The organism is Streptomyces vilmorinianum (genome assembly GCF_005517195.1).
Classification (GTDB): Bacteria; Actinomycetota; Actinomycetes; order Streptomycetales; family Streptomycetaceae; genus Streptomyces; species Streptomyces vilmorinianum.
In genome coordinates, this window is record NZ_CP040244.1 from 3,645,720 (window position 1) to 3,667,981 (window position 22,262).

The following is a 22,262-nucleotide window of genomic DNA, read 5'->3' on the forward strand; positions in this document are numbered from 1 at the left end:
ACCGTCGAGGATCGTCGCCATGCCGACCTTCACCACCGCCGACGGGACCGAACTCGCCTACCGGACGCAGGGAGAGGGGGAGCCGCTGGTCTGTCTGCCCGGCGGGCCGATGCGGGACGCCGTCTACCTCGGCGACCTCGGCGGACTGGCCGCCCACCGCACCCTGATCGTGCTCGACCCGCGCGGCACCGGCGCCAGCGCGGAGCCCGCCGACCCCGCCTCGTACCGCTGCGACCGGCAGGTGGCCGATGTCGAGGCGCTCCGGCTCCACCTCGGTCTGGACCGGATCGATCTGCTCGGCCACTCCGCCGCCGGGAACCTGGCCACGTTGTACGCCGCGGCGCACCCCGAGCGGGTGCGCTCCCTCGTGCTGGTCACCCCGGGTGTGCGGGCCGTGGGCATCGAGGTGACGGACGAGGAGTGGGACAAGGCCGTGGAGGTGCACGCGGACCAGCCCTGGTACGCCGAGGCCCGCGCCGCGCTGGCGACGGTCGGACCCGACACCCCGCTCCCTCAGGTCATGGAGATCGTCAGCCCCTTCGCGTACGGACGCTGGGACGAGGCGGCTCAGGCGCACGCCGCCGGCATGGAGCAGGAGGCCAACTGGGAGGCGGCCGCGGCCTACTACGCGCCCGGCGCGTTCGACCCGGAGACGACCCGCGCCGCGCTGGCCGCCGTCACCGCCCCCGTGCTGATCCTGGCCGGGGAGTACGACGGCGCACCGACCCCGGCGCGGGCGGCCGAGCTGGCGGAGCTCTTCCCGCACGCCGAGCTCGTCGTGCAGCGATGTGCGGGGCACTTCCCGTGGGTGGACGACCCCGGCGCGTTCGTCCGCTCCGTCGCGGCCTTCCTCGATGCCCGGGTCCGCACGGTCACCGTCGACGGCGTTCGCCTCGCCTACCGGGTGTGGGGCGAGGGCCAGGCCCCGGCCGTGGTCCTGGTCCACGGCCGGGGCGGGAGCGGCGCCGACTGGACACACATCGCCGAGGAGCTGGCCACGGACCGGCGCGTGTACGCCCTCGACCTGCGCGGCCACGGGCTGAGCGACTGGACCGGCCCGTACGGCTTCGACGTCTTCCGCGACGAGCTGCGCGGCTTCCTGAAGGAACTGGACCTCGCCGGCGCCGACGTGGTCGGCCACTCGATGGGCGGCGTCGCCGCCTACCTCCTCGCCGCGGACGAGCCGGGACTGATCGGCCGCCTCGTCGTCGAGGACGCCCCCGCCCTCTTCCCGCTCGACCCGCCGCGCGGCCCCGTCGAGCGGCCGGACGGGCCGCTCGGCCTCGACTGGGACGTCGTGGGGGCGATCAACGCCCAGCTCAACGAGCCGGACCCGGCCTGGCGCGACGCGCTGACTGCCATCACGACGCCCACCCTCGTCATCGGCGGCGGCGAGAACAGCCACATCCCGCAGGAACGGCTGGCCTGGATGGCCGGCCGGATCCCGGACTGCCGGCTCGTCACCATCGAGACCGGACATCTCATCCATGAGTCGAAGCCGGAGGAGTTCCTCGCCGCCCTGCGGGAGTTCGGCATGCGCGACGCGCCGCCGTATGTGATCGAGCTCGGCGACCTGACGCTGCGCCGCTTCGACGCCGAGGCGGACCTCCCGGAGTTCTTCCAGGTCATAGAGGAGTCGCTGGAGCACCTCCGGCCGTGGATGGCCTGGGTCGCCGAGCACAGCCTGGCCGGCACCACGACCTTTCTGGCCGGCCGCGCGGAGCGCTGGGCGACGGGGGAGGAGTTCGTGTACGCGATCGTGCTGGACGGGGCGATCGTCGGCGCCTGCGGGCTGTACCGCCACGACGACACCCCGGACAACACCCGCGAGATCGGCTACTGGCTGCACCCTGCCGCCACCGGCCAGGGCGTGGCCACCCGTACCGCCCGCGCCCTGGCCGAACAGGCCTTCCGCCTCCCCGGCGTCGACAACGTCGAGATCGTCCACGACTTGGCCAACCACGCCAGCGGCGCCGTCCCGGCCCGCCTCGGCTTCGCCGAGCACCTGCGCCGCCCGGCCGAACGCCTCGCTCCGGCCGAGACGGGCGAGGAACGGATCTGGCGGCTCACCCGTGCACGGGCGAAGACCCTGACCGCCGCCGAGCCCCGCTGACGACGAGCGCGCCCGTATCGCGCCGGTCCCACTCCCGAGGGGCACCGCTGCCGAGGAGCCCGGGTCTCCAGGTCCTTGCCGAGCAGTCCGCCCAGACGGTCGGCGGCGGCAGCGCGGGGCTTCCGTTCCACGTGGGGTCGACGCCACGTCCTCGCGTGGGCGGGTGCAGCGCTGGAGCGGGCACCACTGCCGCCGTTCGGCGTTGGCGTGCTCGACGCAGATCCGCTCCGAGGACTGCCGTCGGCGCATCTCCCGCCAGGCGTACTGCTCGCCGAGCGGCGCGTCGCCCTTCGGCTTCTTCGGAGGGGCGCTGATCTGGTCAGGGAACTCGTGGGCCAGCCCCCGGTGGCCCTCGTCGCCCTCGGCCGTCACCTTCGGGTGGAGCCGGAACTGCTCGGCGGTACCCTCGATGCGCATCACTTGCCGGAGACGAAGGCCCGTCGTTCGGGCCAGCCTGCCTTCGGGCGGCGAACCTGGGTCTCGGCGCCATCGATCCGCAACCGGATCCCCGCGGCCTCGGCGTAGGCGAACACGTCCGCCAGGGTCCGAAGCCGCACGCCGGGTGGTCGGGGCCTGCGAACGCAGCCGGCCAAGCACCGGCCCGAGTATCAGGGCCTCAGCAGCCCGCCCACCCACCAGTCGTGCGGCTTGCCGTCGTTGGCGATGCTGCGATTGCGCAGTGTCCCTTCGACGGTGAAGCCGAGTTTCTCGGCGACGGCACGTGAGCCGGTGTTCCCGACCATGGCCCACCACTCGATGCGGTGCACGTCGAGCATGGCCCAGCCCCAGTCGCACAGGGCCCGAGCGGCCTCCACCGAGTACCCGCGTGCGCGCTGCTCCTTGACCGCCCAGTAACCGAGCTCCCAGACGCCGCGGCTGATGAGGGTCAGGCAGTACGAGCCGACCAGGGCGCCGGTGTCCTTGCGGAACGCGCCGAGGGTGTAGTCCCTGTCCTCGGCCCACTGAGCGGGCAGCTTCTCGCCGACGAGCTGCTCCGCGTCCGCGCGCCGGTACGGCACCGGCACCGGGGTGTAGAACTGGATGTCCTCGTCCTGGCAGGCTTCGTACACCGCATCCACGTCGGCGGGCGTGAAGGCCCGCAGCACCAGACGGTCGGTCTCAAGAGTCACTGGATCCATCGCGGCAGTATGACCACCATCAACAAGCGGCGACCAGCGAATATCCCGACCGGGCACGGCCCATCAGACCACCCCCGGGCTGGTCAACGGCCGTCGCACACCCCAGATCAGCTGCCCCCGAGACGGAGCTACACCGCACCACCACGGGCTCTGGTGACGCGAACATGATCAGCTAGGGTGGCAGCCGGCGTCGGGCGCCGGATCTGGGCTCCCCCGTACACGTAAACACTTATCGGAGAGCTCAGTTGGCTACGCGTCACCCCGTCAATGTTCTGGTCACCGCGGCATCGAGGATGACCGACTCCTCCCGGCCGGACCGCATCGACGATCCGGTCATCGCCCGGATGCAGAGCGTCCGCACAGCGCTGGGGCTGCTGGCCACGGTGTGGCTGCTCTTCGCTTATCCGTTGCGCGTGCGGCGCCAGAGTTTCGTGCTCGGCAAGCTGGAGGAGCTGCTGATCGGCTGCGGCATCGTGCTGGTCGCCGCTGTCGTCGGCGTCGGCGTCTTCATCGTCCTGGCCCGAGAGCCCCTCGGGCGCACGTACGCGGGCCGTATCGGCGGCCCTCTGTGCGCGCTCGGCGCGATACCCCTCGGGGCGGGGGTGGTCTGGCTGATGGCGGCGGCCCTGGGCGGTGACATCGTCTCGCTCGGGGACGTCGGCCCGCACGACTTCACCTTCGGGCTGTTCGGCACCACCGTGGGCACGATGATCACCGGTCTGGTGATCGGTCTGCTGTTCGTCCTGGCGGCACTCGCCTGCGCCGCCGTTCTCGTCGCGGCGGTGTGCTTCACCCTTGCCGCCGCTGTCAAAGGCATGAACTCCTGCTTCCGCACGGGGGACGTCCATGAGCTGCTGCCGGCCCTGCTCTCACCGCTGCTGGTCTGGTCGCTCTACGGCCTTCAGCTCTTCGACGGCGCGGATGTGGCTGCTCCGCCCGTCGTGATCCACACCTTCTCGCTCGGCGGCCCGCTGTCGGTGACCCTGCTGTCCCTCTGGGAGGTGCGGCGGCTGCGCATCCGGCACGGCGTGACGCTCCGGTCCGCGCTGGGCCGGTAGCCCGCCAAGCGGCGCAACACCTGCGAACGGTGCCCAGGCCCTCGGCCGTTTGTTTCGGATCAGGCCGGATCAGGCCGGATCAGGCCGGATCAGCGGTCCACGGCCAAGCGGCCTCGTGCCCGGCCTCGATGAGGCCGACCATCCGGAACGCGGCGTCCGTGAGGCCGCCGAAGGTGTGCCGGTGGGGGCCAGTGGGGCCGTGGGCGGGTCGGTACCCCGCCAGGTTCCACGTGTAGACCGGTATGTCGGCCGGGACCGGTTCGGCCGGCCCGCCGGGGCCGTAGGGGGCGGCCTGCTCGTCGGTGACGATCAGGACCCGGTCGTGCTTCCCGTAGTGGGTCCGCACCGCCTTCGTGGTGTGGGTGCCGCCGAGACGATGGAACCGTTCGAGAACCTTGAGCACCGGCTCGCCCGGTTCGAACGGCACCTGTGCGCTGCGCCAGCCGAACTCCACCAGGTCCGCCTGCTCGGCACGCATGGCCAACGCCGTGCCGAACACGGCCGCCGCGTCCGCCCTGGTCAGCTTGGATCGCTCGGAGACGGTGTCCCAGAACATGGAGTCGGACCGGTCCACCAGGATCAGGGTCCGGCCGGGCAGGGCCGGTACGTTGGCCAGGGAGTGGGCCAGGGCGTGCTCCAACGCGGGCGCCCAGCGCTGCGAGGGCGCGTGCCGGTGGGCGGCCAGGTAGCGGAAGGGGAACTGCCGGGACCGGGCGACCTCGGAGGCGTCCGCGAGCCGTGCGGCGACCCGGGCTGCGACGTTGTCCGAGACCCCGGCCTCGTCGAAGTTCCGCAGGTTCCGCAGGAGCGCCATCGGCCCCATTGTGGGGATCACGGCTTCCCAGACGGCGGCGTCCACCGGTCCGTGGAGCCAGCCCGCCAGGGCCTCCCACGTCATGCCCGCGGCGGCCAGCCGCTCGGAGCCGCCCGGTCCGGTCACCACCGCTCGCCGCTCGTCCGGCGCCGACTCCATCAGCGCCCGGTGGGAGGTCAGCAGGTGGTCGGAGGCCGGCGGAACCGCCTGCTCCGGGTGGTGGCGGCGGTCCAGTGCGTACCGGAAGAGCGCGCCCTGCCAGGGCTTGTCCGGGTCGGGGGAGGCGTGCACCAGGTTGAGCACGTCGCCGAAGCGCAAGGCCTTGGAGGCGGTGTCGTACTTGAGCAGGGACCGGGACGTGTACAAGCGCCGTACGCCGTCGGCGATGCCCCGCTTCACAGGCTGCGGCACGTTCCGCCCGTACGCCGAGATCCAATGGGCGAGCAGCTCGCCGGGCTCGTCGGCGCGCTGGAGCACCGAGTCGATCACGGACCGGTTGGACGGTCCTCCGGACACCCCGGCAACGAGCCGGGCCCGCACGTACGCGGCGGCGCCCACCAGGGACGCCGTGCGCATGGTGCCCTCGCCGCGAAGCCAGCGCAGCAGGCCGGCCGTCCACACGGGGTCCTGGACGGCGAGTTCCCCGACGAGACGGACGTACCGGTCGTCGCGTTCCTCACCGCTCTCGTAAAAGGTGCGCTGGGCGACGAAGTTGCCGACCGCCAGGAGGAAGAGCTCCTGGCGGGGTTCACGGACAAAGGCCGGGCCGCCCGCGTAGGTGCGGAAGTCCGGCGCGGCGGGCCCTCGGTGGAGCCGTGGTGGGGTCAGGGAGCGGGCGGCCGCCGACACGTGCGGGGCCACGAGCATCTCGGACCAGATCTTGGAGACGCGTGGGGTGTGACGAGGCAGTGAATCCCCCGGATTCAAAAGGATCGGACGGCCCCGGCCAGAAGGTCCTACGGGGCGAGCACGCCCGCGCCTGCCGAGATCAGAAGGGGCGGCGGCACTTGGTTGTCAGAAGGAAGTAGCCGCAGCCGAGCGCATCGGAGGCGCGGTCGCGGTGCCAACTTACAAGGGCCGCCGGGCCGCACACCAGCGATTAAACGCGGGCCCGTACCTGGACTCCGACAGGGGTGCCGTTGGCCCCGGCGGGGCCCCGGCGAGGGCCCCGTGGGGGTCTACGACGGCGTGGCAGGCTCACGCGGTGGCGCGGCCTCGCCACCCGCTACGACAAGGCCGCGAGAAGCGCCCTACACCCCGCCGTCCTCGGCCGCCGCCACCGAACGGGCCCAGCGGTAGTCCGCCTTGCCGCTCGGCGACCGCTGGATCCGGTCGGTGATCACCAGCTGGCGGGGGATCTTGTACCCGGCGAGCCGGGTGCGGCAGTGCGTCTGTACGGACTCCAGGTCGAGGGCCGGTGCCCCGGTCCTCAGCTGGACCACGGCCGCCACGTGGTTGCCCCACTTCGCGTCCGGGACCCCGGCGACCAGCGCGTCGTACACGTCCGGATGGGACTTGAGCGCCTGCTCGACCTCCTCCGGATAGACCTTCTCGCCGCCGGTGTTGATGCACTGCGAGCCGCGCCCGAGGACGGTGACGATGCCGTCCTCGTCGACGGTCGCCATGTCACCGAGCAGCACCCACCGCTCGTCGCCCTTCCGGAAGAAGGTCTCGGCCGTCTTCGCCGGGTCGTTGTAGTAGCCGAGCGGCACATGGCCGCGCTGGGCGAGGCGGCCCGGCTCGCCCACCGGCACCGGCTCGTGCGTCACCGGGTCCACCACCTGCGTGCGCTCGTTGACCTCGAGCCGGAAGCCCTTCTCCGGGCCCGAGTCGTCCGTCGCCTTGCCGTTGGACCCGGACTCCGACGAGCCGAAGTTGTTCAGGAGCAGCACGTTCGGCACCAGCTCCTGGAACTGGGCCCGTACCGTCTCCGACATGATCGCCCCGGAGGAGGAGACGCTGAACAGCGAGGACAGGTCGGTGCCCTTGAGCGGGCCGTGGAGGGCGTCGATGAGAGGCCTGAGCATCGCGTCGCCCACCAGCGACACGCTGGAGACCTTCTCCTTCTCGATCGTGCGGAGCACCTCTTCCGGCACGTACTTGCGGTGGATGACCACCCGCTGGCCGTAGTTGAAGGCGATGAACGAGGTCAGCGTCGAGGTCCCGTGCATCAGCGGGGGAGCGGGGAAGAACGTGAGGCCGGCGCCGCGCGCGGCGACCCGCTCGGCCAGCTCCTCGGGCCGTTTGACCGGCTCGCCCGAGGGTTCGCCGCCGAAGAGCCCGGCGAAGAAGAGGTCCTCCTGGCGCCACATGACGCCCTTCGGCATCCCCGTCGTACCGCCCGTGTAGATGATGAAGAGGTCGTCGGCGGACCGTTCCGCGAACCCGCGCTCCGGCGAACCGGCCGCCTCCGCCTCGGTGAACGGTACGCAGTCGAGAGCGGGCGCCGCCTGGAACGAGGCGCTGTGCTGCGAAGCGGCTCGGTGAGGGGTGGTGGTCGGGCGGCGGGCGTGCGGGGTCCCCACCCGCACGAGGTGCCGCAGCTTCTCCGTCTGCGGCAGCGCCGCCGCGACCCGTCCGGTGAACTCGGCGTCGAAGACGAGCGCGGCCAGATCGGCGTCCTTGTAGAGGTAGACCAGCTCCTCCTCCACATAGCGGTAGTTCACGTTGACCGGGACGAGCCGCGCCTTCAGGCAGGCCAGGACGGTCTGCAGGTACTCGATGCCGTTGTAGAGGTGCAGGCCCAGGTGCTCGCCCGGCCGGAGGCCGGAGTCGATCAGATGGTGGGCCAGGCGGTTCGCGGCGGCGTCGAGCTGCGCGTACGTGAGCCGGCGCTCCGCCCCCGTGCCCGGGTGGTCGACGTAGACGAGCGCCTCGCGCTCCGGGACCACGTCCACGACCGATTCGAACAGGTCGGCAAGGTTGTACTCCACCGTTCCTCCTGACCCCGCTGGTCGTCCTGTCCCGAACTGACTCGGCGGTCATTAGAGCGCCGGGCGGCGGAGGTGGGAAGGGGTCGCGCAGAAGAATCTGACTGAGTGTCAGAAAACTATTGAACTGGACCCGCACCTCCTGCAACCTGTTCTAGGTCTGGAGACGGGAGGACGTCCATGGGTGGGACCGAACACCTCACCGTGCAGCGCGAAGGCGCCACACTCGTGCTCACACTCAACCGGCCGCAGGCCAAGAACGCGCTCTCACTGCCCATGCTGGTCGGGCTCTACGACGGCTGGCTGGAGGCGGACGCCGACGACACGATCCGCTCCGTGGTCCTGACCGGGGCCGGCGGCTCCTTCTGCGCCGGGATGGACCTCAAGGCGCTGGCGGGCAAGGGAATGGAGGGCGAGCAGTACCGGGACCGGATGAAGGCCGACCCCGATCTGCACTGGAAGGCGATGCTGCGCCACCACCGCCCCCGCAAACCCGTCATCGCCGCCGTCGAGGGCTACTGCGTCGCGGGCGGTACGGAGATCCTGCAGGGCACCGACATCCGGATCGCGGGCGCCTCCGCCACCTTCGGGCTCTTCGAGGTCAAGCGCGGACTCTTCCCGATCGGCGGCTCGACCGTCCGGCTGCCCCGCCAGATCGCCCGCACCCACGCCCTCGAGATGCTCCTGACCGGCCGCCCCTACAGCGCCGAGGAGGCCGCCCGGATCGGACTGGTCGGCCGGGTCGTCCCCGACGGCACGACGCTGGATGCGGCCCTGGCCGTCGCCGAGCAGATCAACGCCTGCGGACCGCTCGCCGTCGAGGCCGTGAAGGCGTCGGTGTACGAGACCGCCGAGATGGCCGAGACGGAGGGCCTGGCGGCCGAACTGAAGCGCGGCTGGCCGATCTTCGAGACGGCGGACGCGAAGGAAGGTGCCCGGGCGTTCGCGGAGAGGCGGCCGCCCGTGTACCGGCGGGAGTGACCTTTCCCCACCCCGCCCCTTCCCGAACCGGGGCTCCGCCCCGGACCCCGCGCCTCAAACTCCCCCTACGCCCTGAGGGCGTGAGGGGACCCCCAGCGAGGCTGAATGCTCCGCCCCGGGGGCGGAATTTCAGCCCGTCCGGCGATTGAGGACACGGCCGCAGGCCGTACGGGGGTCTGGGGGCTTGCCCCCAGTTCGGGAAGGGGCGGGGTGGGGAGAAGGCCCCGCGCAGCGGCCCCAGCCCGTACCGCCCGCCGCCACCCCCAACCAAGGAGCCCCGCCCATGACCGCCGCCCCCGCGCCGGACACCCTTCGCGCACCCCTTGTCGTCGAGTTCCCCTTCACCCGCTCCCTCGGACCCGTCCAGTCCGCGTTCCTGACCGGGCTGCGCGAGCGGACCGTCCTCGGCGTCCGGACCGGTGACGGGCGCGTGCTCGTCCCGCCCGTCGAATACGACCCCGAGACCGCGGCCGAACTCCGTGACCTCGTCGAGGTCGGCGCCACCGGCACCGTCACCACCTGGGCCTGGAACCCCGAGCCCCGACGCGGACAGCCGCTGGCGACCCCCTTCGCCTGGGTCCTGGTCCGCCTCGACGGCGCCGACACCGCCCTCCTGCACGCCCTCGACGCGCCCGGCCCCGAGGCCGTCCGCACCGGGATGCGGGTCAGGATCCGCTGGGCCGAGGAGCGGGCCGGCGCCATCACCGACATCGCCTGCTTCGAACCGTACGAGAGCGTCGAAGGCCACGAGGCACTCGGCCACGACGGGACCTTCGACGACCCCGTCACCGGCATCGTCGCCCCCGCCCGGCTCGACTACACGTACACCCCCGGCCGCGCCCAGACCGGCTACCTCCACGCCCTCACCGACAACAGGATCGTCGGCGAACGCTGCCCGTCCTGCTCCAAGGTGTACGTGCCGCCCCGCGGCGCCTGTCCCACCTGCGGGGTCGCGACCACCGACCAGGTCGAGGTCGGCCCGCGCGGCACGGTGACCACCTTCTGCATCGTCAACATCAAGGCGCGGGGACTCGACATCGACGTCCCGTACGTCTACGCCCACATCGCCCTCGACGGCGCCGGGCTCGCGCTCCACGGCCGGATCGGCGGCATCCCCTACGACCAGGTCCGCATGGGGCTGCGCGTCGAACCAGTCTGGAGCGAGGGCGGCCGCTACCCCGACCACTACCGGCCCACAGGCGAGCCCGACGCCGACTACGACACCTACAAGGAGCTGCTGTGACGCCGGACCGAGAGGTGGCGATCGTCGCCTTCGCCCAGACCGACCACCTGCGGCGCACGGACGAGCTCTCCGAGGTCGAGATGGTCATGCCCGTGCTCCACGAGGTGCTGCGGCAGACCGGATGCAAGACCTCCGACATCGGCTTCACCTGCTCCGGCTCCTCCGACTACCTCGCCGGGCGCGCCTTCTCCTTCACCATGGCCCTCGACGGCGTCGGCGCCTGGCCGCCGATCTCGGAGTCCCATGTCGAGATGGACGGCGCCTGGGCGCTGTACGAGGCGTGGGTGAAGCTGCTGACCGGAGAGGCCGACACCGCGCTCGTCTACGCGTACGGCAAGTCCTCGCCCGGTTCCGTGCGCGACGTCCTCAGCCGGCAGCTCGACCCCTACTACCTCGCCCCGCTCTGGCCCGACTCCGTCGCCCTCGCCGCCCTCCAGGCACGGGCGCTCATCGACGCGGGCCACACGGACGAGCCGGAGCTGGCGGCCGTCGCCGCCCGCAGCCGCCAGGACGCGAGCGCCAACCCGCACGCCCAGCTGCCCGGCGCCCGCCCCCAGGGCGACTACGTCGTCGCGCCGCTGCGCACCGGCGACTGCCCGCCCGTCGGCGACGGCGCGGCCGCCGTGATCCTCGCGACCGGGGACCGGGCACGCGAACTGTGCGCACGGCCCGCCTGGATCCGGGGCATGGACCACCGCATCGAGGCCCACGCCCTCGGGGTGCGCGACCTCACCGACTCGCCCTCCACGCGGCTCGCCGCCGAACGCGCCGGAGCCTTCGACCGGCCCGTCGACACCGCCGAACTGCACGCGCCCTTCAGCTCCCAGGAGGTCGTGCTCCGCAGAGCCCTCGACCTCGACGAGAGGGTGAGGGTCAATCCGTCCGGCGGAGCGCTCGCCGCCAACCCGGTCATGGCCGCCGGCCTCGTCCGGCTCGGCGAGGCCGCCGCCCGCATCCACCGGGGCGCCTCCGACCGCGCCCTCGCCCACGCCACCTCGGGCCCCTGCCTGCAGCAGAACCTGGTCGCCGTCCTGGAAGGGGACTCTCGTGCCTAAGGAGCCTGTCGCCGTCGTCGGGATCGGCCAGACCAAGCACGTCGCCGCCCGCCGGGACGTGTCGATCGCCGGACTCGTCCGCGAGGCCGCCCTGCGCGCCCTCGAGGACGCCGAACTGACCTGGGCGGACATCGACGCCGTCGTCATCGGCAAGGCCCCCGACTTCTTCGAGGGCCTGATGATGCCCGAGCTCTACCTCGCCGACGCCCTCGGCGCCGTCGGCAAACCGATGCTCCGCGTCCACACCGCAGGCTCGGTCGGCGGCTCCACGGCTCTCGTCGCCGCGAACCTGGTCTCCGCCCGTGTCCACCGCACGGTCCTCACCCTCGCCTTCGAGAAACAGTCCGAATCCAACGCCATGTGGGGCCTCTCCCTGCCCGTCCCCTTCCAGCAGCCGCTGCTCGCGGGGGCGGGCGGCTTCTTCGCCCCGCACGTACGCGCCTACATGCGCCGCACCGGCGCCCCCGACACCGTCGGCTCCCTCGTCGCGTACAAGGACCGGCGCAACGCCCTGAAGAACCCCTACGCGCACCTCCACGAGCACGACATCACCCTGGAGAAGGTCCAGGCCTCGCCGATGCTCTGGGACCCGATCCGCTACTCCGAGACCTGCCCGTCCTCCGACGGCGCCTGCGCCATGATCCTCACCGACCGCGCCGGCGCGGAGCGTTCACCCCGGCCGCCCGCCTGGGTGCACGGCGGCGCGATGCGCAGCGAGCCCACCCTCTTCGCGGGCAAGGACTTCGTCTCGCCGCAGGCCGGGAAGGACTGCGCCGCCGACGTCTACCGGCAGGCGGGCATCACCGACCCGCGCCGGGAGATCGACGCGGTCGAGATGTACGTGCCGTTCTCCTGGTACGAGCCGATGTGGCTGGAGAACCTGGGCTTCGCCGAGGAGGGCGAGGGCTGGAAGCTCACCGAGGCCGGCGTCACCGAACTCGACGGCGACCTCCCGGTGAACCCCTCCGGCGGCGTGCTCTCCACCAACCCCATCGGCGCCTCCGGAATGATCCGCTTCGCCGAGGCCGCGCTCCAGGTACGCGGACGGGCGGGCGAACACCAGGTGGACGGCGCACGAAGGGCGCTCGGGCACGCGTACGGAGGGGGCGCGCAGTTCTTCTCCATGTGGCTCGTGGGCGACCGTCCCCCGGCTGTGTGAGGTCTGTCGGCACCGGGTGCCGCTCGCTACGCTGAGCCCGCACGACGATGTCGGCGGTATGGGAGGAGCACGGACGTGGCGGAGAGCACCACCACCCAGCACGCCTTCGCGGGCTGGGACAAGCCGGAACTCGACCTCAGCGAGGCCGACTGGCGGTCGAGCAGCCAGGGCGCGGGAGACGTCCAGATCGCCTTCGTCGAGGGCTTCATCGCGATGCGCAACGAAGGACGGCCCGAAGCGCCGTCCCTGATCTTCACCCCCGCCGAGTGGCGGGCGTTCGTCGTCAACGCGCGCGAGGGTGAGTTCGACCTGACCTGACGGCCTGTCAGCGCAGGCGCCGGTCCCACCCGTCCTAGGGTGGTGATCATGAGTGCAGAGCGTGATCTGACCCGGCTCGTCGCCGGGATGCGGCCGGAACTCCACCCCGGCCGCTATGTCTTCGCCACCGTGGACGGCCCCGCTCCGGCGGGGCTCGCCCCGGTCGCCACCGTCGCCGAGAGCGAGGGGCTCACCCTGGTCGTACGCCAGGAGGAGGCCGACGCGGCCTCCCTGGCGTACGACTACGTCGCCGGCTGGATCACCCTGCGGGTCCACTCCGCCCTCGATGCCGTCGGACTCACCGCGGCCGTCGCCCGCGAGCTCGCCGAGGCCGGGCTGAGCTGCAATGTCGTGGCCGGATTCCACCACGACCACCTCTTCGTCGAACACGCCCGCGCGGACGAGGCCTTGGCCGTCCTGAACGGACTCGCGGAACGAGTGTCCCGGTCTTCCGTCTGACCCTCACAGGGGGCGCATACGGGCGTACGCTGGGGTCTTCGCGGGGCCGATCGGCCCGGCCGCACGGAACCGCGCGCCGGGTGTGCGCCCCCGGCGTGGGGGTGGAACGTGGCAGTACACAGCGGCAGGGCCGGCCGCCGGGGCTTCGCCCTCTTCGAGCGCGAGGCCGAACTCGCGGCCGCGGAAGAGGCGTTGAACCAACTGACCGGCCTCGGCGACGAGGGCCCGTGGCAGGCGGAGCCGGACGGATCGGGCGAGCGTGGCGAGCGGGTCCCGCTGCCGCGCGAGGGCGCCACGCGCGCCACGCCGGAGGGGCACCCCCTGCGCCTGCTCCGAGGGATGGCCGAGCGCCTCGGCCCCTCACGCGAGGGACGAGCCCCCGAGCGGGGCGGTGCGCCTTCGCCCGCCGACGCGGCCGGGCCGGCCGGGCCGGAGACGGGTCCTCGCCCGGCGCGCCCGGACGGCGCGGCGGCAGGGCGCCGCGTGCCGGAGGCTGTCCCGGACGCCGGGGCGTCCGGCGTGGCGAGCACGGGTGGCGCCGGTGAGCACCCGGAGTCGCAGGCCTCGCCCGTGGCGCTCGCCGACATCGGCCTCCCCGGGCGCGGGAGCGCCGACGGCCCGTCCGGGCGGCGGCCGCACGCGGCTGCGCGCCGCGTGCCCCGCGCCACCCGCGGCGGCGTGCTCGCCTACGCCGCGCCCGCCGGGCTCGGGAAGACCACGCTGCTCGCCGAGATCCGCCGGCGGGCCGCCGCCAAGGGGTGTACCGTCCTGTCCGCGCGGGGCGGGGACCAGGAGCAGCAGGTGGCGTTCCACGTCGCCCGGCAGCTGCTGCAGCCCCGGCTCGCCACCGCCTCCGACACCGAACTCCGCACCCAGCTCGGCAGTTGGTACGACATCGTCGGCCCCGCCCTCGGCCTGTGCGTCGCGGCCGACGGCGCCCCGCCCGACCCGCAGGGACTGCGCGACGGGCTCGACTGGGTCCTGACCCACCTGGCCGTCCGGCGCGCACCGCTCGTCGTCGTTCTCGACGACGCCCACTGGGCCGACCCCGAGTCCCTCGGCTGGCTGGCCGCCTTCGCGCCCCGCGCCGAGGAACTGCCCATGCTCCTCGTCGTCGCCTACCGCCCCGACGAACTCCCCGAGACCGGCGAGGAGTTCACCGGACGACGATCGGGACAGCGGCCCCTCGGGCTCGAACCCCTCACCTCCTCAGCCATCGCCCACCTCGTCCGCGACCGCGTCGGCGCCCACGCCGACGACACCTTCTGCCAGGAGTGCTGGGCCGTCACCTCCGGCAACCCCTTCGAGGCCGTCGAGCTCGCCGCCAAGGTCCGCGACCGCGGCCTCGAACCCACCGCCGACGGCGCCCACGAGCTCCGCGACCTCGCCGCGGCCGTCAAGGGCAGCGGACTCGTCGCCACCCTCGAACGGCTCGGCACCTCCACCGTCCGCCTCGCCTGGGCCTGCGCCGTCCTCGGCACCGAGATCTCCCCGCAGCTCGCCGGCGCCGTCGCCGGACTCGGCGGCGAGGCGGTCGCCGACTGCGCCGAGAAGCTGCGCGAGGCGCGCATCCTCGCCGGCACCGAGACCCTCGAGTTCGTCCACCCGCTGATCGCCACCGCCGTCTACAAGGCCATCCCCGCCGCCACCCGCGTCGCCCTGCACGGCCAGGCCGCCTGGTGCGTGATCGACGCCGGACACGGCCCCACCGCCGCCGCCCGGCACCTTCTGGAGACCCACCCCGAGGGCGACCCCTGGGTCGTCGGCCATCTGCGCGCCGCCGCCCGCGAGACCCTGCGCGCCGGCGCCCCCGACGCGGCCCGCCGCTTCCTCGCCCGCGCCCTGCGCGAACCTCCCGCCGAGGACGAACGGGCCGCGGTCCTCTTCGAGCTGGGCAGCGCCTCCCTGCTCACCGAGCCCGCCACCACCGTCAACCATCTGCGCGCCGCCCTGGAGGAGCCCGTCTCCGACCCGGCGCTGCGCCACGGCATCGTCTACCGGCTCTCCCAGGTGCTCGCCCACAGCGACCGGCTCGTCGAGGCCTCCGAACTCCTCGGCCGCGAGTCCCGGCTCACCACCGACGCCCGCACCCGGCTGCGGATGCAGTCGGAGAAGTTCATGTGGGACGCCTTCCGCGCCGACGAACCCGACTCGCCCGCCCGCTCCCGCCGCCTCGCCCGGCTCGCCGACCGGCTCACCGGCCGCGACCTCACCGAGCGCTACATCATCGGCCTGCGCGCCTGGGACGCCACCCTGCGCGCCGAACCCTCCGGCGTCGCCGTCGCCCACGCCGAACGCGCCCTGAAGGGCGGCCTCAGCTGGGCCGACGAGAGCCGCGGCTTCGAGGTCCCCGTCCTGGTCGCCCTCACCTACCTCTACGCCGACCGGCCCGGCCGCGCCGAGGAGCTCTTCGCCGAGGGCACCGCCGAGTTCGAGCGCCAGGGCTGGCGCGGCGCGCACCTCTCCTTCGCCTACACCCTCCTCGGCTACATCCGCTACCGGCGCGGCCGGCTCGTCGAGGCCGAGGACTTCGTCCGCGCCGGACTGCGGCTCTCCGAGCGCGTCGGGCCCCGCACCCCCGCCCAGTGGTACGCGGCCGGCGTCATGATCGAGGTGCTGCTCGCCCGCGGCCGGGTCGAGGAGGCCGACCGGATCGCCCGCGCCCACGACTTCGGCGAACCGTTCCCCGCCGCCGTCACCTTCCCCGACTCCCAGACCGTCCACGCCGAACTGCTCCTCGCCCGGGGGTACGCCGACGAGGCCGCGGCCGAGCTGGCCGCGGTCGGCCGCCGCCTCGACCCGCGCGGCATGCGCAACCCCGCCTGGTGCCCGTGGCAGCTCCACCTCGCCCTCGCCGAGGCCCGGGAGACCCCCGAGCGGGCCCGCTCGACCGCGCGGGAGGCCGTCGCCCGCGCCCGCCAGTACGGTGCGCCCTCCGCGATCGGCCAGGCGCTGCGCGTGACCGCGGAGGTCGTCGACGGCGACGAGCGCGTCAAGCTCCTGGAGGAGTCAGTCGACTGGCTGGAACGCTCGCCCGCCGCGTACGAGCTCGCGCGCTCCCTCGTCGCCCTCGGTGGCGCGCTGCGCCGCACCGGCCGCACCTCAGAGGCCGCCGACTACCTCTACCGCGGCCTGGAGGCGGCGCAGACCTGCGGAGCGGACGGGCTGGGGGAGGAGGCCAGGGCCGAGCTCGCCGCCGCCGGCCTCAGGCCCCGCACGCTGCACCCGGCCGGCACGGACACGCTCACCGCGCGTGAGCACACGGCCGCCGAGCTCACCGTCCGTGGCGAGGACGCGGCCGCGGCCCTCGGCGCGGACTCGGCCGCCGTGACCCAGCTCCTGTCCGCCGTCTACCGCAAGCTCGGCACGGACCGCGCGGGCCTCGCCCAGGCCCTGCGGAACACCGGCCGGGAGCCCCGCGAGAGCGGCCGGCCCGGCTGACCCGGGGGCCGGCCACCAGGCGTGCGGTTCCTTCGTCGGACCCGCTCGGCACGCGTGTCGCGGCCCGGCCTCGCACCCGTGCAGGGGACCCGCGCCGGACCGTCCACGGGACCCGCGCCGGACCGTCCACGAGACCCGCCCCCGCCCGTCCACGAGACCCGCCCCGGCGCGTCGCATCACGTGCCGGGGCACGTACCATGGCCGTATGTCCTTCCTCCGCCGCCGCAGCGCCGCCACACCCGCGGGCCCGGACTTCGATGTCCTGGCCATGGACCCGGGGGACTGGCCCGGCAACCTCGGCGCCGGTCTGCTGCCCGCCCCCGACGGAAGCTGCCAGGGCGTCTTCCTGCGCTACGACCTGTTCGGCGGCCGCGGCCCCGCGATGATCATCGGCAATCTTCCCGAGGGATCCCCGGCGCGGGAGCTCGCCGACGGCCAGATCCCCTTCGAGGTCGCGCAGCTCCTCGCGGCCCTCGACAACGACGAGCCGGTCGAGGTCCTCGACACCGAGGACATGCCGGTGATGCAGGGCGACAACCTGCTGATCGTGCGCCGCCTCAAGCTCTCCGAGAGCCGCATCTCCTGCGTGCAGTTCGACCGCAGCGACAACGTCCTGGTGACGATCGCCAGTTGGGACCGGCCCATCACCGACGACCTGTACGCGCTCCTCAAGCCGCTGCCCGCCGAGCTGTTCCAGCAGGGCTGACGGGAGGGGCGGGGGCCGATGAGCGCACGCGTCGACAGCTGGATCTGGGCGGTCCGCCTCACCAAGACCCGCTCCCAGGCCGCCGCGGCCTGCCGGGCCGGTCACGTCAAGGTCAACGGTGAGCGCGCCAAGCCCGCCCAGCCGGTGAAGCCGGGCGACGAGGTACGGATCTTCCACGGCGGCCGGGAGCGGATCGTGGAGGTCAAGCAGCTCCTCACCAAGCGGGTCGGTCCGCCGGTCGCCGCCGAGGCGTACGTCGACAACAGCCCGCCGCCGCCCCCGCGCGAGCACGTGGCCCTGGCCGGCGTCCGCGAGCGCGGCGCCGGACGGCCGACCAAGCGCGAGCGCCGCGAACTGGACGAGCTGCGCGGCCGGACCTCCTCCTGAGAGCGGCCGCGCCCCGCCCGCGCGTTACGGAGTGAACAGCGCGGCCAGCCGTGCCGCCGAGGTGCCGATACCGGTCGGCCCCCGCCGCAGCAGCGCCGTACCGCTGCCGGAGTGGACGTCCTCGGCACGGTAACGACGCACGCTGCGGTGCCAGTTGAGGATTCCGGCGAGCCAGTCCTCCAACTCCCGTACGTACGCCTCGAAGGCCGCGCGTCCCTCCGAGCTCAGCGCGAAGTCCTCGTACAGCATGGGCAGTTCGTGCCGCTTCACATGCTCGAACTGGCGCAGCCGGCCACGCATCAGATCGTCGACCATCGCCACGGCGGTCGGATAGTCGCAGTCGAAGAACGTCTGCAGCACGAGGACCCCGTTGTGGACCTCGCCCTCGACCTCGATCTCCTTCTGGTACGAGAAGAGGTCGTTGAGGAGCGTCGCGTAGTCCGCGGCCGAGTTCTCCAGGCTCCTGACCGTGCCCGAACGGAAGATCTCCGAAGGCAGCCCGCCGGCGTGCCGCAGCCGGCACAGCTGCATCGTCAGGTCGGAGCCGAACGTCTTGCGCCGCATCTCGATGTAGTCGACCGGATCGGGCACCCGGTGCTGGGCCTGGTTGTGCAGCTCCCACATCCAGCTGTCCAGCATCGTGTCCATGGCGGCGCGCAGCTGCGCCCGGGCGTCAGGTCCCATCGGCCCGGCGGTCCGCGCCCACAGGTCGGCGAGCGAGCGCTCCATGGGGCTGAACGCGAGCGCGGCTCCCGCCGCCGGATCGTCCACCGGCATGCAGGACTTGAACCGCTCGGTGCTCTCCTTGGCGCCGAGCAGGTCGCGGGGCTTGCCGAAGACGAGCGGATAGTAGTCGTCCCCGTACGTCCCCCAGGTCAGCCACTCGGCGCTGAGCTCCAGCTCCTCCAGGGTCGCGTCCGGGTCGAGCCCCGCCGAGCAGAGCGCCAGGTCGAAGCCCTCGCACATCGGCCGGTCCCAGATGTCGTCGAGGAGCCCCATCCGCTCCGCCCAGTCGACGGAGAGCCGCTTCGCCTCCGCGTGGTGCGGGCTCAGCGTGAGCGGGTACGGAAGGTCGATGCCGGGCAGCAGCGAGGGCCCCACCTGCTGGTGCGGCACATGCGTGAGGCTCCGCAGCCGCGAGGCGGCCGGCCGGCCGAAGAGGGTCCTGATGTCCAGGGCCGAGGTGCCGAGCACCCCGTCGAGACGCGAAGGCCCGGTGTCCAGGCCCTCGTTCATGTAGCGGCTGGAGCGCATGTGCCACTCGTGCCCGCCGGACTGCCAGTCCTGCAGCCCCTTCGCGTACGCCGCCACGGCCGCGCACTCCTCGGGGCTCAGCCCCTTCTCCAGGCAGAGACCGGGGACCTCGGTCAGGGCCGTGTTCTCGAACTGCTGCAGCCGGGAGGTGAGCAGGTCGTTGACGGCCTCGGCCGCCTCCTGCGTGGTGCACCCGAGGAACTTCTCCAGGACGAGGACGCCGTTGCTGTTCTCCCCCTCGTCCTCGACCTCCCGCTGGTAGGAGAAGAGGTCGTTGCGCAGATGCACGGCGTCGGAGAACGTGTCGCGCAGCACGTGCAGCGGCCGGGACTGCGCCACCGCCTCCGGGACCTCGGCGCCCGCCGCGTACTCGACGAGCCCTGCGGACCAGGGGGCGCCGCCCACCTTGCGGCGCATCTCGATGTACTCGACGGGGTTGGCGATGCGCCCCTCGTTGATGTTGTCGAGCTCCCACAGGGACTCGTACAGCAGCGCCTCGGTGGCCTCGGCGAACCGTTCCCGCCACGCGGCGGACATGGACGGCACGGTGCGCTGCCACAGGTCCGCGAGTCCGGCCTCCACCGGGTTGGTGGGCTCGGGCACGGCGGCCGTGGGGTCCAGCGGCATGAACAGCGGCAGCCGGTCCAGATAGGCCTTGCCGGCGGTCCGGTCCTGGGTGCGCTTGAAGACCTCGAGGAAGTGGTCGTCGAAGAAGAAGACCCAGACGTACCAGTCGGTGACCAGGGACAGCGCCTCCGCGTCACAGTCCGGGTGGGTGTAGGCGCACAGCAGCGCGTAGTCGTGGGACTCGAGGTCGTGCGACTCCCAGATACCGGAGCCCTCCAGCATCCCCATCGCCCGCGCCCACTCCCGGGTGTGCGTGCGGGCGGCCTCCACATGGGGGTTGAGTCGCGCCGGATACGGGACATAGAAATCCGGCAGAACGAAGGGCTGAGGCATGCGTGCGGGGCCTTCCGGTGAGCGTGGGCAACTGTCCGGCCGAGCCTTACCCCTCGCCCGTACGGCCCACGCGAACCCCGAATTAGTCATATGAACGCCAAGGCGTGGCGTCGGGTCCACGGCCCGGCGCCACCCCTCGCGATCGGTCCGACGACTCGCTCAGGCCTGGGAAACCCGCACGTCAGAGGCCTTCACAAAGGCGACCCGATGGCCGAACTGGATCTCGTAGTACTCTTCCTGGCCCCTGACGACCCGGTGTCCGCTGGTATCGAACACCGGCGCGAAGTAGTACTCGCCCGGGGTGCGGTCGCCCACCACGTACGACTGTCCCGCGAGCAGCTTGTACGGCAGCGGCGAGACGGACTGGACCGGGACACCCGCCGGATACGCCGAGGCCTCCGGATAGGCGCGCCCGTACACCGGGATCTCCGACGCGCCCTCCTTCGGAGTCAGCACCAGGCCCCGCGCGTTCACCGCCGTCGGCCGCTCCTTCGGGTTGTGGAACCAGGCCTTCTGGCCCAGGTACCAGATCGCCGTCCAGTCACCCCGCCGCTCCGCCACCGCGTACTGCTGACCGGTCGAGGCCCGCGCCCCGGTGTCGTTGACCCCGGTCGTCGAGTCCTGGCCGCCCGGCCGCAGACCGATGTCCTTCACCAGCGGAGCCTGCGCGTCCGGCGCCGTGTGCAGCCGGACCGCGCCGCTGCCGTGCGGGGCGCACGCCTCTCCCGCCTTCACGCAGCCCGTGTACAGCGGCTGGTGCGTGTCGTAGTCCGGGCGGATCGTCACCACACCCGCGTTCGGGCCCGCGCTGGGGGTGAACGGCCGGCCGAGCAGCTGGAAGTAGTGCGCCCAGTCCCAGTACGGCCCCGGGTCGGTGTGCATCCCGCGGATCGTCGAGGCGACCGTGCCCGGCACGTTGTCGTGGCCGAGGATGTGCTGCCGGTCGAGCGGGATGTCGTACCGCTGGGCGAGATGACGGACCAGGCGCGCCGAGGTCCGGTACATCGCCTCCGTGTACCAGGAGTCCGGCGCCGTCAGGAAGCCCTCGTGCTCCAGACCCACCGACTTGGCGTTCACGAACCAGTTGCCCGCGTGCCAGCCGACGTCCTTGAGCGGCAGATGCTGCGCGATGTGCCCGTCGGAGGAACGCAGCGAATACTGCCAGGACACATACGTCGGGTCCTGCACCAGCTTCAGGGTGACGTCCCAGGTCGCCTCGGTGTCGTGGACGATGATGTACTCGATCGACTGGGAGGCCGGCCGGTTCCCCTTGTCGTGGTTGCCGTAGTCACCGTCCCCGAACTCCTCGTACGGGGCGGGGATCCACTCGCAGGCCACCGTCCTCGGGCACTCGGTCCGCCCCGCGTCCGCCGTGCGCAGCCCGAGCGACGCCACCTGCGCCGTCGCGGGCGCGATGTCCGCGACGGGCGCCAGCGTGACCACCTGCCCGCTGTCGGTCGTACGGGACTCACCGGAACGGATCACGTCGTACACGTCGTTCGCGTACGTCGTCGCGGTCGCCGTGTCGTCGGCACCCGACCAGCGCGCCACCGCCCCGTACCAGTCGGCCGGGTCGGCGCTGAGCGGCCGGCCCGACGCGCGCTGGGCGGCGGCGAGCAGCGCGGCCCCGCCCTCGATGTTCGCCGCGGTGCTGGTCCGCAGCTCCTCGGCGGGAATCCCGGTCAGCGCGGCAGCCCGCTCCAGCGTCTTGAGACGCTCCGGGAGCTCGGCCGCCGTCGGCAGCCCCGACCCGCCCTCGTCCGCCCCGTGGCGAGGCGCGCGCGCGTCGTCGCCCCGCGCGTCCTCCTCGCCGTGCGAGTGGTGCGGGGCCTCGGCCAGCGCGGTCACCGCGTCCGTGAGATGCATCGGGCCGTAACCCCCGCTGACGCTCGGCGCCCCGCCGTGGGCGTCCCACCGCGACTGGAGGTACGCCACCGCGAGCAGCACGCTCTGCGGAACACCCTGGCGCTCGGCGGCCGCGGCGAACTGCCGCTGGAGCGAGCCGGACTCCACCGGCCCGGCCGTGGCGGGCGGAGCGGCCGAGAGGAGCGGGAACAGCAGAGCGGCGGACGCCACGGCGCCCACCGCTCGGGGGATCCGTCCGTGCGACGGGGAACGGTGCAAGGCAGCCTCCGGGAACAGGGGGTGACGAGGGGGCGTGCGGGGCCGGACCCGTACAGGGGTATCGGCTCCCGGACGATCCGTCAATCACCCCCCGACACACGGAACTTCCCATGTCAGAGGC

General features: G+C 72.9%; 15 protein-coding genes and 2 pseudogenes. 12 read left to right on the forward strand and 5 right to left on the reverse strand.

Features of this window, described 5'->3' with window-relative positions:
* Positions 1-19: 19 nt before the first annotated feature.
* Together FDM97_RS17235 and FDM97_RS36430 are read left to right on the forward strand one after the other, a co-directional pair.
* Positions 20-1,537: pseudogene (locus FDM97_RS17235) on the forward strand (alpha/beta fold hydrolase); the annotation flags it as partial.
* 48 nt (positions 1,538-1,585) lie between these two features.
* Positions 1,586-2,113 (forward strand): annotated as a pseudogene (locus FDM97_RS36430) (GNAT family N-acetyltransferase); the annotation flags it as partial.
* Positions 2,114-2,721: 608 nt separating this feature from the next.
* Here the strand turns inward: FDM97_RS36430 and FDM97_RS17245 are convergent.
* Complete coding sequence (locus tag FDM97_RS17245; protein WP_137991301.1) at positions 2,722-3,252, reverse strand: GNAT family N-acetyltransferase; 531 nt, start codon at positions 3,250-3,252, stop codon at positions 2,722-2,724.
* A 293-nt stretch (positions 3,253-3,545) separates the two neighbouring features.
* On the opposite strand from FDM97_RS17245, the gene FDM97_RS17250 reads away from it, so the two are divergent.
* The gene (locus FDM97_RS17250) at positions 3,546-4,310 is read left to right on the forward strand and encodes a hypothetical protein (protein WP_137991302.1); all 765 of its coding nucleotides are present in this window, start codon (positions 3,546-3,548) and stop codon (positions 4,308-4,310) included.
* 79 nt (positions 4,311-4,389) lie between these two features.
* Here FDM97_RS17250 and FDM97_RS17255 read toward each other — a convergent pair whose 3' ends face one another.
* Both FDM97_RS17255 and FDM97_RS17260 read right to left on the reverse strand, forming a co-directional pair.
* The gene (locus FDM97_RS17255) at positions 4,390-5,991 is read right to left on the reverse strand and encodes a TROVE domain-containing protein (RefSeq protein ID WP_137991303.1); all 1,602 of its coding nucleotides are present in this window, start codon (positions 5,989-5,991) and stop codon (positions 4,390-4,392) included.
* 383 nt (positions 5,992-6,374) lie between these two features.
* Positions 6,375-8,057, reverse strand: a complete 1,683-nt coding sequence (locus tag FDM97_RS17260; RefSeq protein WP_137991304.1) for an acyl-CoA synthetase — start codon at positions 8,055-8,057, stop codon at positions 6,375-6,377.
* Between the two features lie 177 nt (positions 8,058-8,234).
* Between FDM97_RS17260 and FDM97_RS17265 the strand changes: the two genes are divergently transcribed.
* From FDM97_RS17265 to FDM97_RS17305, 9 genes are all read left to right on the forward strand, one after another.
* Entirely contained in the window at positions 8,235-9,035 is an 801-nt protein-coding gene (locus tag FDM97_RS17265; protein ID WP_137991305.1) for a crotonase/enoyl-CoA hydratase family protein, read from the forward strand.
* Positions 9,036-9,318: 283 nt separating this feature from the next.
* Positions 9,319-10,278 (forward strand): Zn-ribbon domain-containing OB-fold protein, encoded by a 960-nt coding sequence (locus FDM97_RS17270; protein WP_137991306.1) that lies wholly within the window; start codon positions 9,319-9,321, stop codon positions 10,276-10,278.
* Positions 10,275-11,333 (forward strand): thiolase domain-containing protein, encoded by a 1,059-nt coding sequence (locus FDM97_RS17275; protein WP_137991307.1) that lies wholly within the window; start codon positions 10,275-10,277, stop codon positions 11,331-11,333. Before FDM97_RS17270 ends, FDM97_RS17275 begins: the two co-directional genes overlap by 4 nt.
* On the forward strand, positions 11,326-12,492 hold the full coding sequence (locus FDM97_RS17280; RefSeq protein ID WP_137991308.1) for a thiolase domain-containing protein: 1,167 nt from the start codon (positions 11,326-11,328) through the stop codon (positions 12,490-12,492). Before FDM97_RS17275 ends, FDM97_RS17280 begins: the two co-directional genes overlap by 8 nt.
* Positions 12,493-12,567: 75 nt before the next feature.
* Complete coding sequence (locus FDM97_RS17285) at positions 12,568-12,810, forward strand: DUF397 domain-containing protein (protein WP_137991309.1); 243 nt, start codon at positions 12,568-12,570, stop codon at positions 12,808-12,810.
* A 48-nt stretch (positions 12,811-12,858) separates the two neighbouring features.
* A complete protein-coding gene (locus tag FDM97_RS17290; RefSeq protein WP_137991310.1) occupies positions 12,859-13,269 on the forward strand; it encodes an ACT domain-containing protein in 411 nt (136 codons plus the stop codon).
* Between the two features lie 108 nt (positions 13,270-13,377).
* On the forward strand, positions 13,378-16,710 hold the full coding sequence (locus FDM97_RS17295) for an ATP-binding protein (protein WP_254705627.1): 3,333 nt from the start codon (positions 13,378-13,380) through the stop codon (positions 16,708-16,710).
* A 205-nt stretch (positions 16,711-16,915) separates the two neighbouring features.
* Positions 16,916-17,416: a hypothetical protein gene (locus FDM97_RS17300; protein WP_137991311.1), complete on the forward strand. Its 501-nt coding sequence runs from the start codon at positions 16,916-16,918 to the stop codon at positions 17,414-17,416.
* Positions 17,417-17,434: 18 nt separating this feature from the next.
* Positions 17,435-17,803, forward strand: a complete 369-nt coding sequence (locus tag FDM97_RS17305; RefSeq protein ID WP_137991312.1) for an RNA-binding S4 domain-containing protein — start codon at positions 17,435-17,437, stop codon at positions 17,801-17,803.
* Positions 17,804-17,827: 24 nt separating this feature from the next.
* Here FDM97_RS17305 and FDM97_RS17310 read toward each other — a convergent pair whose 3' ends face one another.
* Positions 17,828-20,017: a terpene synthase family protein gene (locus tag FDM97_RS17310; protein ID WP_137991313.1), complete on the reverse strand. Its 2,190-nt coding sequence runs from the start codon at positions 20,015-20,017 to the stop codon at positions 17,828-17,830.
* 159 nt (positions 20,018-20,176) lie between these two features.
* Positions 20,177-22,102, reverse strand: a complete 1,926-nt coding sequence (locus FDM97_RS17315) for an N-acetylmuramoyl-L-alanine amidase (RefSeq protein WP_137991314.1) — start codon at positions 22,100-22,102, stop codon at positions 20,177-20,179.
* Positions 22,103-22,262: the final 160 nt, after the last annotated feature.